The 12077-nt window shown below is 66.7% G+C and carries 10 protein-coding genes; 7 read left to right on the forward strand and 3 right to left on the reverse strand.

Features of this window, described 5'->3' with window-relative positions; genetic code table 11:
• Positions 1 to 535 (reverse strand): (2Fe-2S)-binding protein (locus ACHFFA_RS01600; RefSeq protein ID WP_394269091.1); only part of this gene is annotated, 535 nt, incomplete at its 3' end.
• A 33-nt stretch (positions 536 to 568) separates the two neighbouring features.
• Complete coding sequence (locus ACHFFA_RS01605; RefSeq protein WP_394269092.1) at positions 569 to 1333, reverse strand: class II aldolase/adducin family protein; 765 nt, start codon at positions 1331 to 1333, stop codon at positions 569 to 571.
• 149 nt (positions 1334 to 1482) lie between these two features.
• Here ACHFFA_RS01605 and ACHFFA_RS01610 point away from each other — a divergent pair, with 149 nt between their 5' ends.
• The 7 genes from ACHFFA_RS01610 (at position 1483) to ACHFFA_RS01640 (ending at position 9694) form a co-directional block, all read left to right on the forward strand.
• Positions 1483 to 3870: a chemotaxis protein CheA gene (locus ACHFFA_RS01610; RefSeq protein WP_394269100.1), complete on the forward strand. Its 2388-nt coding sequence runs from the start codon at positions 1483 to 1485 to the stop codon at positions 3868 to 3870.
• Complete coding sequence (locus ACHFFA_RS01615) at positions 3867 to 4301, forward strand: chemotaxis protein CheW (protein WP_394269093.1); 435 nt, start codon at positions 3867 to 3869, stop codon at positions 4299 to 4301. Before ACHFFA_RS01610 ends, ACHFFA_RS01615 begins: the two co-directional genes overlap by 4 nt.
• 55 nt (positions 4302 to 4356) lie before the next feature.
• The gene (locus ACHFFA_RS01620) at positions 4357 to 4722 is read left to right on the forward strand and encodes a PleD family two-component system response regulator (RefSeq protein WP_394269094.1); all 366 of its coding nucleotides are present in this window, start codon (positions 4357 to 4359) and stop codon (positions 4720 to 4722) included.
• A gap of 9 nt (positions 4723 to 4731) precedes the next feature.
• A complete protein-coding gene (gene cheB / locus ACHFFA_RS01625) occupies positions 4732 to 5832 on the forward strand; it encodes a chemotaxis-specific protein-glutamate methyltransferase CheB (protein WP_394269095.1) in 1101 nt (366 codons plus the stop codon).
• Entirely contained in the window at positions 5829 to 6686 is an 858-nt protein-coding gene (locus tag ACHFFA_RS01630; protein WP_394269096.1) for a CheR family methyltransferase, read from the forward strand. Before cheB ends, ACHFFA_RS01630 begins: the two co-directional genes overlap by 4 nt.
• Before the next feature lie 100 nt (positions 6687 to 6786).
• On the forward strand, positions 6787 to 8313 hold the full coding sequence (locus ACHFFA_RS01635; protein ID WP_394269097.1) for a putative bifunctional diguanylate cyclase/phosphodiesterase: 1527 nt from the start codon (positions 6787 to 6789) through the stop codon (positions 8311 to 8313).
• Between the two features lie 37 nt (positions 8314 to 8350).
• On the forward strand, positions 8351 to 9694 hold the full coding sequence (locus ACHFFA_RS01640) for a methyl-accepting chemotaxis protein (protein WP_394269098.1): 1344 nt from the start codon (positions 8351 to 8353) through the stop codon (positions 9692 to 9694).
• A gap of 32 nt (positions 9695 to 9726) precedes the next feature.
• Here the strand turns inward: ACHFFA_RS01640 and ACHFFA_RS01645 are convergent.
• The coding region (locus ACHFFA_RS01645; protein ID WP_394269099.1) for an amidohydrolase family protein at positions 9727 to 12077 on the reverse strand (2351 nt) is incomplete at its 5' end.

Raw genomic sequence — 12077 nt, forward strand, 5'->3', positions numbered from 1 at the left:
AGTCTGCGCGAAGGGCCGGCACGTCGGCGGCGGCGTCGGCGGCACTTACGTTAGGCGCGGGGGCGGCGCTGATCCGTTCCTGCCGCAGCGCGACCCGCCCCGCGCGCTCGACCGCACGCACCAGACGGGGATAGACGCCGCAGCGGCACAGATTGGGGATCGCCGCCTCGATCTCGGCGGTCGAGGGCGTCGGATTGGTTTGCAGCAGGGCAGCGGCCGCCATGACGATGCCCGGGGTGCAGAACCCGCACTGCACCGCCTGTTCGGCGACCATCGCCTGCTGGACGGGGTGCGAACGATCCGCGCTCAGTCCTTCGATGGTGGTGACATACCGGCCTTCCGCTTCGCCCAGAGTGACGAGGCACGAACGCAACGCCTGCCCGTCGATCATCACCGTGCACGCCCCGCAATCACCCACCCCGCAGCCGTATTTCGTACCGGTGAGGTTGGCCGCATCACGCAAGGCCCACAACAGTGGCGTTGCGGGCTCCATCAGGAATTCGACCGGGCGGCCGTTGACGGTCATGCGTGACATGGCCCCCGCCCTCGCCCGGCGTCCGGCGGTTGTCTAGCTTTTCCAGCTATCGTCGATGCGCGAGATGCGCCGTTTCCACGCCTCGAAATCGAACACGCCCGCCCCGCCCTGCGACTGCATGACCGACAGATCGCGCTGATGGACGTCGACCACGTCCTGCATGACGATATTGGGTTCCCCCTGGCTCAACGTCGCCACCTGGATTTCGCACGCTCGCTGCAGCGCCCACATCTTGACGAACATGCCCGGGATCGTCCGGTCCATCACCACCGGCCCGTGATTGCGCAGCATCAGGATCGAATGGGCCCCCAGATTGCCGACCAGCCGATCGCCTTCTTCCGCCCGCACGGTCACCCCTTCGAAATCGTGGTAGCCGATCTGGCCCTGAAAGTTGCAGGCATAGAAGTTGATCGGCAACAGCCCGTTCTTGTGGCTGCACACGGCCATCGTCGCGGTGGTATGGACGTGGCAGATCGCGCTGGCCCGCTCGCCCAGAACGCGGTGGAAATGCGCGTGCTGGGTAAATCCCGCCTTGTTGACCATGTATTGCGACTGGCCGACATTGTTGCCCTCGACGTCGATCTTGACGAGGTTGGACGCGGTCACCTCGTCGTAGAGCAGGCCGAAGGGGTTGATGAGGAAGGTGTTCTCCTCACCCGGCACCGCCACCGAGATGTGGTTGTAGATGCTTTCGCCCCAGCCGAGATGATCGAAGATACGGTAGCAGGCGGCGAGATCCTGGCGCACGCGCCATTCCTCTTCGCTGCATTCGAACTGGGGTTGCAAACGGGTGGCCATGATCGCTCTCCTCGGCTCGCCTTATCGCATAGCCAGCGGGCCGCCAGCAAGCGGTGAGACACCCCTGCACAGGGGGGCTAGCGGCCCAACTCTTCGTTAACCATCCAGCGGCATAAGGCGGGACGAGCAAGCAGGGGCCCGTGCCGACGATGGAAGACCTTCTGGCGGACTTTATCGCCGAGACCCGAGACATGCTGGCGGCCAGCGGAAGCGAACTGGTCGCATGGGAAGCCGACCCATCCGACCGCGCGCGGATCGATACGATCTTTCGTTTCGTCCACACCGTGAAGGGCAATTGCGGGTTCTTCAATTTTCCCGAACTCGAGCGGCTGAGCCATGCCGCCGAAGATGCGCTGGCCGAATGCCGCGCGGGACGCCGCGATCCCGACCGGGCGCTGGTCGATGCGGTGCTGGCGGTTATCGACCGGATCGGCGAGATGACCGATACGATCGAGCGCGGCGATCCGATCGACGGTGACCGGACATCGGACCTGCGCCTGATCGCGGCGCTCGAGCCGGACGCCGAGCCTTTCGAACCCGCGGCCGGCATCGACGCCGGCGGCGCGGGGCAGCAGGCGGACGGTGTCGATGCCGAACCTTCCGGCACCCGCCCCGCGCCCGCGGTGCAACGATCGATCCGCCTGCCGGTCGACCTTCTCGACGAGGTGATGAAGGGCGTCTCCGACATGGTGCTGGCCCGCAACGACCTTGCCCGCCGACTGCGCGATGCCGGCACCCAGCCGACCATCGACGGACCGTTCGAGCGGCTGTCGGCCATTCTTGCCGACGTGAGGGCATCGATCACGAGAATGCGGATGCAGCGGTTGGAGCATCTGTTCGGCACCTTGCCGCGCATGGTACGCGACCTTTCCGCCGAGCTTGGCAAGCAGGTGATGGTGGATTGCGAAGGCGGCGAGGTTGAGCTTGACCGCGAGATGATCGAGATGGTCCGCGATCCGCTGACCCATCTCATCCGCAACGCGATCGATCACGGGATCGAGACACCGCAGGACCGGCTGGCGCGGGGCAAGCGCGAGATCGGGCTGCTGCGCTTTTCCGCGCGGCAATCGGGCAATCAGATCCATCTCGTCATCAGTGACGACGGGCGCGGCATCGATACCGCCCGCCTTGGCGCAAAGGCGGTGGCGGCGGGGCTCTGCACCCCGGCCGAACTCGCCGCGATGGACGACGAGGCGCTGCACCAGCTGATCTTCGAGCCCGGTCTTTCCACGGCAGAGGCGATCAGCGCGATCTCGGGTCGCGGGGTCGGCATGGACGTGGTGCGGGCCAATATCGAGAAGGTCGGCGGCGGCCTTTGCGTTTCAAGCCGGCCCGGAGAAGGGACGGTCATTTCCCTCAGGCTACCGCTAACCCTCAGCATCATGGCGACCCTCACGGTGCGGGCCGGCGCGCAGACCTATGCCATTCCGCAAAGTTACGTCGAGGAAATCGTCTTCGGCAATGCGAGCAATGTCGCCTTCGCCAAGGCCGGATCGCGCACGCTGGTCACCTTCCGCGGACGCCGGGTGCCGTGCCTTGCCTTGAGCGAAATTCTCGGCATCGCGCGCCATGACGACGTCGACTGGCAGACCCGGACGCTGGCCATGCTGCGGCTGGCGAACAACGACCTGTTCGCCCTCGCGGTGGACCGGGTGCTCGATCACGAGGAAGTGGTCGTCAAGCCCATCGCCCCGGCGATCATGGCGACGCGACTTTATGCCGGCACCACCCTGCTCGACGACGGGCGGCCGATGATGCTGCTCGATATTCCGAGCATCGCCTCGCGCGCCGATCTGATGGGCGAGATGCGGTCGGCGGCAATTGCCGAACCCCCGGCGCGCACGACAGAGGTGTCAGGCGTGCCCTTGATGCTGGCGACGGCGCTCGACGGCCGCACGCTCGCCTTCCGGCTCGACCTCGTGCGGCGCATCGAGACCGTTTCGCGTTCGGCGATCGTGGTCGACGGGGATCACGCGCAAGCCGTCATCGACGGCCACATCTTTCCCCTCGAAGGGCATCGCGGTGGGACCTTGCCGGAAGGGCGCTGCCGCCTCTTGCATCTGAGCGACGGCGCTATCGACCTCGTTCACGCGATTCGCGAAGTGCGCGATACGGCGGTCATGATCGGTCCGCTGGTTCCCGTCCCGGACGAGCCCCTGATCGAGGGGCGGACGCTGATCGGGGACGAGATCGTTTCGCTCGTCGACGGTCATGCCCTGTTCGCGCGGCACGCCGCATCGCGCCCCGCCGCCGCCCCGCTGACCTGTCGCCTGCCTGCCGACAGCGAATGGGCCGCCACCATCCTGCGGCCCCTGCTGGAACTGGCCGGTTACACCCCGTTGGACGACGACGGGGCGGATGCCGACCTTGCCATCATCATGCCCGGCAACGTCGCCGGCCCGCAATCGCCCGGCGCCCGGCACACTCTGTGCCTTAGCGACGATCCGCGGCACGCGGTCGGCGGAGTCATCTATCGCTACGACCGGGACGGATTGCTGAACGCGCTCGAACAGCTTCGCCATGGGGTTGCAGCATGAACGACCTATACCTCCTGTGCTCGATCGCCGGCCAGCGGGTCGCTCTGCCCGCGGTGCGCATCCATTCGGTCATCGAAGTCGCCGACATCACACCGATCCCCGGAACCCCGCCCTTCGTCGCCGGGCTGACCGCCTTGCGCAGCCAGGCGCTGACCGTGATCGACTGCGCCCGCGCAATCGGGGTCGCTGCCGGCGACTGGGAGCGTGAGCGCCGCGCTGCCGTGATCGAAAGCGGCGGCCATCTCTACGCGCTGATGCTCGATGAAGCGCGGGACGTGGGCGAGGCGCGCGGCGAGGTCACGGCGGTGCCCGGGGGGTATGGCACCGCATGGCGGAACGTCGCCCTCGGCTTCATCGAAACCGATGGCGAACCGGCGCTTCTGATCGATGCCGACGCACTGATCGCGGGGCCCTGCGAAGCCGCCGCTTAAGCGATTGGTTACGCTCTTGCCCTAGTCCCGATTGCAATAACCAGGAGAGGTCGCCGTGAAATCCTGTCTCATCATCGACGACTCGCGGGTAATCCGCAAAGTCTCGCGCCATATCCTCGAATCCCTCGGCTTTTCGGTCGAAGAGGCGGAAAACGGGAAAGAGGGGCTCGACAAGTGTGCGGCCAGAATGCCCGACGTCATCCTGCTCGACTGGAACATGCCGGTGATGACCGGAATCGAATTCATCACCCGTCTGCGCCAGACCGACGGGGGGGACCGCCCCAAGGTGGTGTTCTGCACCACCGAGAACGACGTCGCCCATATTCGCGAAGCGATCAGCGCCGGGGCCGACGAATACGTGATGAAGCCGTTCGATCATGAAACGCTGCAGATCAAGTTGCAGCTCGTCGGCATGGTCTGAGCCTGAGCGATGTCCGCGATCCTGAGGCGTCCTGCCGCGGTGTTGCCAAATCCCGGTCCGCCGTCCGAACAGCGGGCGGAGGGACCTGTCAACGTTCTGATCATCGACGATTCGCTCACCGTCCGGACGGTGTTCTCGCGCATGATCGCGCGCGAGGCGGACTTGCAGGTCGTCGCCGGCGCCGGCACTGCCGAACAGGGCCTGCGCGAACTCGCCGCCACGCCGGTTGACGTGGTTCTGCTGGATCTCGAAATGCCCGGCATGGGCGGGCTCGAAGCCTTGCCCCGGATCCTCGCTGCCTCGCCTTCCACCAAGGTGCTGGTCATCTCCTCGCTGACCGCGGCAGGGGCAGAGCATACCGTGACCGCGCTCAAGATGGGCGCAGCGGACACCATGCTGAAACCGCGGCCGGGCGGGTTCGACGATGCCTATCGCGATCAGCTTCTGAGCAAGATCCGGGCGCTCAAGGGCGATGTCCGTCGTGCCGTCGCACCGCCGCCCCGGCCGGCGCGGACGAAAGCGGCCGGCAAGGCGCCCGAAATCCTCGCCATCGGAGCATCCACCGGCGGCATTCATGCCCTCAACCTGTTTCTCGCTCGCATACCGGCCTCGTTCCAGTTGCCGATCCTCATCACCCAGCACCTGCCGCCCAGCTTCATCCCGGTGTTCGCCCGCCAGATGGAAGTGGCCGCCCGCCGCGAGGCGGTGCTCGCCATCGACGGGACCGTGATCAGCCGCGGCAAACTGTTCATCGCGCCCGGACATGGCCACATGACAGTGCGCAAGGCCGAGGGCCGGCGGGTCGTCGCGCTCACCTACGTTCCGGTGAAAAGCGGCTGCATGCCCTCGGTCGATCCGATGTTCGCCAGCCTGGCGAGCGCCTATGACGGGCGGGTCGCCGCGGTCCTGCTGTCGGGCATGGGGCGCGACGGGACGGATGGGGCCCGCGCCATCGACGAGGCGGGCGGACGCATCTATGCGCAGGATGCGGAAAGCTGCGCAGTCTGGGGCATGCCCCGCGCGGTGACCGAACAGGGCATCGCCGCGGCCATCGCACCGCCCGCGACGCTTGCCGACGCGGTGGTCGCCAGCATCGAGCCCAGACCGTGAGGGCCGTGGATGCATCTCACCGGATCATCACCGACCTTCTCGCCTCCCGGACCGGCCAGCAGCTGACCGAAAGCCGCCGCTGGCGTATCTCGACCGCGCTTTCGGGCCTGTTCCGCGAGCTCGGCATCGAGAACGTCGACCAGCTTGCCTGCCTTCTCGAACGGCCGGGCGAACGCCGGCTGGCGACCAGGGTCGTCGAGGCGCTGCTGAACAACGAAACCTATTTCTTTCGCGATCATGCCTATTTCGAGACCCTCTCGCGCGAAGTCCTCCCCCGGCTTGCGGCGACCCGGTCGCACAGCAGGCGTCTGCGCATCTGGTCGGCGGGTTGTTCGACCGGGCAGGAAGTACTCAGCCTCGCCATGCTGTTCGAGGACGATCCGCAAACATGGCAGGGCTGGACGATCGAAATCCTCGGGACCGACGTCTCGACCAGGGTGATCGACCGGGCACGGGGCGCCTGTTACAGCCAGTTCGAGATCCAGCGCGGGATCAGCGTGACCCGCATGCTCGAACATTTCAGCGAAGTTCCCGGCGGCGGCTGGCAAGCCGGCGACCACCTGCGCCGCTATTGCCGGTTCCAGCAGCATTCCGTGCTCGATCATCCGCCCGCCCCCGGGCAGTTCGACTTCGTCCTGTGCCGCAACGTCCTCCTTTATTTCGACGATGCCACCCGCGGGGCAGCGCTCGACCGCATTGCCGGCGCGATCGCCGCCGATGGCTGGCTGATGCTGGGTTCGGGCGAAGCGATCACCGGGCAAAGCGACCGCTTCCTGCCGGCTGCGTGCGGGTCGGGTCTCTATTGCCTCGATGCCGCGCGCAGCACGGCCGGCCGCCGGCGCAAGTTCGCCTGAAAGGCATGCGGACGCGCGATGCAAGCCGGCCTTTACCGATAATTAGCCACTGCCGAGCTAGCTATCGCGCGGCGAGAGAACTCGACCGGAGGGGTCCGCGGTGAAGGCGTTATCGGCAAGAGAACGGGTATCGGCGCATTGGGCGGTCGTCCTTTCGTTCGCCGTCCTTGTCGGTATCGGACTCGGCACGGTGCTGACAACCTTGATCCAGACCGGTCCGGCCAGCGCGAGGTCGGCTGTTCTGGCTGGCGGCGCACTGCTTCTCTTTGCTGCACTGGCCACCGGCTTGCTCGCTCTCGGTCATCTTCGCGGTGTGGCAAGGATCGGCCTCGCCGACAGTCTTACCGCCCTGCCCAACCGGCGCGCGCTGCAAGAGCATTTCCCGCCCGGGGCGGTACGCGGCGAAGAGCTGGGCGTCGCGATCGTCAATCTCGACGGGTTCCGGATGATCAACGACCACCACGGTCACCACTTCGGTGATCTTGCCATCTGCGAGGCGGCCGGCATCCTGCGCGAAATCTGCGGCGATGACGTCGGTATCTACCGGCTTGGCGGCGACGAATTCGCCCTGACGCTTGCCGGACCGCTTTCGGGCACGCTTCTGGAAGGGCATTGCCGGCGGGTCATCGAACGCCTCGCCAAGCCTGCGGCACTGGGCGGGCGGCGGGTCATGCTGGGCGCAAGCATCGGCATCGCCACGTCGGGCCATGATGGCACCACGTCGAACTCGGAACTGCTGCGCCGGGCGGATGTCGCCATGTCGGCCTCGAAACGCGCCGGCAAGATGCGCTGCTCGTGGTACGCCCCGACTTTCGACCAGAACCGCGAGGAAGCCAAGAAGCTCGACGAGGAGTTGCGCCATGCCCTCGCGGCGGGCGAATTCGCGCTGGCCTATCAGCCGCTGGTGTCGAGCTTGACGCAGGAGGTGGTGGCGGTTGAATGTCTGCTGCGCTGGAACCGCGCCGACGGGCGGCCGATGGGGCCCAACATCTTCATCCCCGCGGCTGAGGAATCGGGCTTCATCAATGCCATCGGGCTGTGGGTCCTGCGCCAGGCGTGCCGTGATGCGCTGGCATGGGAAGGCATCACCCTTTCGGTCAACATCTCTCCCGCGCAGCTGCGCAATCCGGAATTCCCGATCCAGCTGGGCCACATCCTCGAGGAAACCGGGTTCGATCCCGAACGCCTCGAGCTTGAGATCACCGAGACCTGCCTCGTCCTTGATCCGGTGGTGGCCGAGCGCAGCCTCGACCTCATCCGCGGCTTCGGTGTGCGCATCGCGCTCGACGATTTCGGCACCGGTTATGCCTCGATCGGCTTCCTGCGCCAGTTCCGCTTCGAAAAGCTAAAAATTGATCGCAGCCTGGTGGCGCAGGCGGGCGAGGACGAGGGCAGCCGGGCGATGATGCTCTCCAGCATCACGGTCGCCCGCGCGATGAAAATGGGGGTCACCGCCGAAGGGGTGGAGACCGAGGAGCAGGCCGCCATGGTCCGCGCCGCCGGGTGCGACCAGATCCAGGGCTGGCTGTACTTCAAGGCAATGCCGGCCGCGGAAATCCCGCGTCACCTGGGCCGCCGGATCACCGCGACAGCCTTAACCGATACATGCAGCGTAGCGGTTGCATGACGAACAGCTGCGTGGACGCAGGACGAGAGGACACGCCGTGAACGCGACATATACCACAGGCATCTCCGCCGACCTCAAGGAAGAGATCGGGGCGATGCAGCCGATCATTCCCCGCCAGACGGCGGTTTCGCGCAAGCGGCAATGGCTGGTGGACCAGCCGATCATGGTCAAGGCCAAGGTCACCACCGCGATCGGTGTCGCCAGCACGCTGGCGGTCACCGCCGTCGCGGTCTACGCCCTGTCGCGCAGCACGGGGGGCGCTGACCTTGTCCCCTATGTCATCGGCTTCGCGACGCTGGCGCTGGCGATCACCGCGATGGCGCTGGCCCATGTGATTTCCGACGTCATCGAACCGTTCAACAACATCAGGCTCAATCTGCATCTGCTGGCAAGTGGTCAGCGGGAGATCGAGATCACCGGGCTCGACCGCAAGGACGAACTTGGCGACCTTGCCCGATCGCTGGAGATCATGCTGCGCGCCTCGCGCAAGCTCGATGAAATGCACGCGGCCCGAAAGTCCGCCGCGGAGACCAATCGCCAGCAGTTACTCAGGATCGCCAGCCAGTTCGAGGCGACCGTGGGCGACGTCGTCAACAGCGTCGCATCGGCTTCGTCGCAGCTCAACGATACCGCCGCCTCGATGGCGCAGACGGCGACCGGCACCAGCGCCCATGCCGACGCGCTGGGCGAGGCGGTGACCAGTGCGGCAGGCGGAGTGACCGCGGCGGCGGCCGCGTCGGACGAATTTGCGATGTCGATCGGCGAGATCAGCTTGCAGGCGGCTCAATCGGCCGAATTGGCCCGTCAGGCATCCGACGATGCCGAACGGGCCGACGAAACCATTTCCACCTTGTCGAGCTCGGCCGAGCAGGTCGGCCAGATTGTCGAGTTGATCCATTCGATCGCCCAGCGCACCAACCTGCTTGCCCTGAATGCCTCGATCGAGGCCGCGCGCGGAGGCGAGGCGGGCCGCGGCTTCGCGGTGGTGGCAAGCGAGGTCAAGGAACTGGCGGCCCAGACCAGCCGCGCAACCGAAGAGGTCGCCGGCCAGATCCGCGCGATGCAGGAATCGACCGGGGCCAGCGTCCGCGCCCTGCGCTCCATCGGCGATCAGATCCGCCAGCTCGAAACCGCCTCGATCTCCATCGCCAGTGCGGTCGACCAGCAGTCCGTCGCCGGTCAGGACCTTGCCCGCAGCATCGATCTTGCCGCCCGCAGCAGCGACGAGGTTGTCGGCCATGCCGAAACCCTGCGCGATGCCAACATGGCCACCGGGCTTGCCGCAACACAGATGCTGGGCTCGGCCCGCGATCTCGAGAGCCAGGCCTCCATCCTGCGGGGCAAGGTCGGCGATTTCCTCGGCCATATCCGCGCCGGCTGAATGCCGACGCGGGCGGCATCAGTCCGCGCGCGTCATTCCCACCAGTAAGGCCGCCGCGCCGCGGTGCCGGTTTCCACCTCGTTCATGGTCCGCGCATCGTACAACCGGCCGCCCAGCATGACCCGCGCGATATCATCGGAATTGCGGATGTCGGTGGCAGGGTCCGCCGTCAGGATGACCAGATCGGCAAGCTTGCCGACTTCGAGGCTGCCGATATCGCGTTCCATGCCCAGCGAGCGCGCCGGCTCGATGGTGCCGGCTCGCAGTGCCTCGACCGGGCTCATCCCGCCGCGTGCGAAGCTCCACAATTCCCAATGCGTGGCGATCCCGGCCTGCTGACCGTGCGCCCCGATGCTGACCTTGACCCCGCGCTCGGCCAGCTTCTTTGCCTCGCGCGCGGAGTCATCGTCGACGAAGGCCCACTCCGGCGCCGTGGTCCGCCGGGCGGTTTCGGCCAGCAGCATCCGCGGCGGCGTATGGACCAGCAGCGGATTGTCGAACACATCGGTCGCCTGCCGCCAGTAGGGATCGCCCGCCAGCCCGCCGTAGGTCACCACCAGGGTCGGGGTGTAGTTGGTGTCGGACTGCGCGAACATCTGCAACACGTCCTCGTACATCACCCCCAGCGGGATGTTGTGTTCGAGCGTCGAGTTGCCATCGGCGATGAGGTTCATGTCCATCCCGAACAGCGAACCGCCTTCGGCCACCACCAGCATGTCCTCCGCCCGGGCGGCGGCAACCACTTGCTGGCGCTGTTCGCGCCGCGGCTGATTGTAGTTCTTGACCGAGATGCCGCCCTGCGCCTTGATCCGCCGGATATGCGCCAGCGCGTCTTCGTAGCTGTCGATCCGCGCATAGACGCCAGGCGACTTGGCACCATAGATAATCTCGCCGGTCGAGAAGATGCGCGGGCCGAGCAGGGTGCCGGCACGCTGCCGTTCGGCGGCGTGATAGATCATGCTCGCCTGCGACGAGGGATCGTGGATCGTCGTCGTGCCGAGCGCGAGGTTCTGGAGCAGCGACCAGTTCTGCTGCGGGACCAGATCGCCCACGCCCTGCGGCCCGTGGGCATGGGCATCGACGAAGCCGGGGACGATCGTCTGCCCGGCGGCATCGATGACCCTTGCGCCGGCGGGCAAGCGCACGCTGTCGGCGCCGCCGATAGCGGCGATCCGGTCACCCTCGATCACGATCACGCCGTTCTCGATCGTACCGGCGCCCTCCCCCGCCATGGTATGGATACGCGCACCGGTGATCGCTACCGTGCCGCGCGGCTTGTCGGCCCGGATCGTGCGGGCGAGCGACACTCCGTTGTCGGGCGGCGTGAACTTTGGCGCCGTGTCCGTCTGCGGTGCGCGCGGGGTCAGCGCGGCGGTGCTGGCGCGGTAGAGCGTCGGCCCCATCGACCAGTGCAGCGTCGCGCCGCCATCGGTCCATCCGATGTAATCCGCCCCGCCCTTGCTCACCCGCGTTACGGGCAGCGAGCTTGCCGTCTCGCCAACGGTGACCGCCTGCCCGCCGGGCAGCAGCGGCATTGCGAAGACTTCGTAATTCTGGCGAAAAGCGACGTAATCGCCCCGCGGGCTGACCCGGAAATCATTGGCCAGATCGCCTTCGGCGTGGACCCGGCGGGCCTCGCCCGAAAGATCGCTCGACATCAGTTGCAGCTTGCCGTCGTTGCGGCCGAGCATGAACAAGCGGTCGTTCCCCGAACCGAATTGCGGGTCGGACGCATCGCGGGCGACGAGGCGCGGCGTCCCGCCGCTTGCCGGCACCACATAGACGCCTTCGTTCTCGCTGTATTCGGGAGCCGTCAGAAAGCCGCCGCTGCGCTTCTCGAAGGTAATGGTGGCGCCGTCGGGCGAGAATTGCGGTACCGCGTAATGGCCCGGCTGACGGGTCACCTCGCGCGCATTGCGTCCGCGTGCATCGACCGTGACGATATGCCCCAGCCCCGCATCGCTCCACCGGACATAGGCCAGCCGCTTGCCGTCGCGCGACCAAGCGGGCCACAGTTCCAGATTGCTGTCGTCGTTGGTCAGCCGCCTGGCCTCGCCCATACCGCCGGCCGGCTTGACGTAGAGCTTGCCGAGGCTTTCGAACACAATTGTGTGGCCATCGGGCGATACGGTCGCAAAGCGCGGAATCCTGGCGGTGAAGCTGTCGGGCGCAACCTCGATCACCGGATGCGGCGCGCTGGCCACGCTGCGGGTATCGTCGATGCGGAAGGGGATCACCGCGGCGCCGCTGCCATCGGCGTCGACGCGGCGGATCTTGCCGCCCGCCCAGAACACGATCGAGCGGTTATCGGGCGTCCACGCCATGCGCGGATAGACGCCGTAGACCGCCCAGGTTTCCTGCATGTCGAGGTCGAGCGCGTCAT

The organism is Qipengyuania sp., from assembly GCF_043423005.1.
Classification (GTDB): Bacteria; Pseudomonadota; Alphaproteobacteria; order Sphingomonadales; family Sphingomonadaceae; genus Qipengyuania.

What these genes read in the sequence shown, in the direction of transcription:
- ACHFFA_RS01610 (WP_394269100.1), top strand. Translation starts at nt 1,483, where the DNA reads ATGGAAGACCTTCTGGCGGACTTTATCGCCGAGACCCGAGACATGCTG.
- ACHFFA_RS01615 (WP_394269093.1), top strand. Translation starts at nt 3,867, where the DNA reads ATGAACGACCTATACCTCCTGTGCTCGATCGCCGGCCAGCGGGTCGCT.
- ACHFFA_RS01605 (WP_394269092.1), bottom strand. Translation starts at nt 1,333, where the DNA reads ATGGCCACCCGTTTGCAACCCCAGTTCGAATGCAGCGAAGAGGAATGG.
- cheB (WP_394269095.1), top strand. Translation starts at nt 4,732, where the DNA reads ATGTCCGCGATCCTGAGGCGTCCTGCCGCGGTGTTGCCAAATCCCGGT.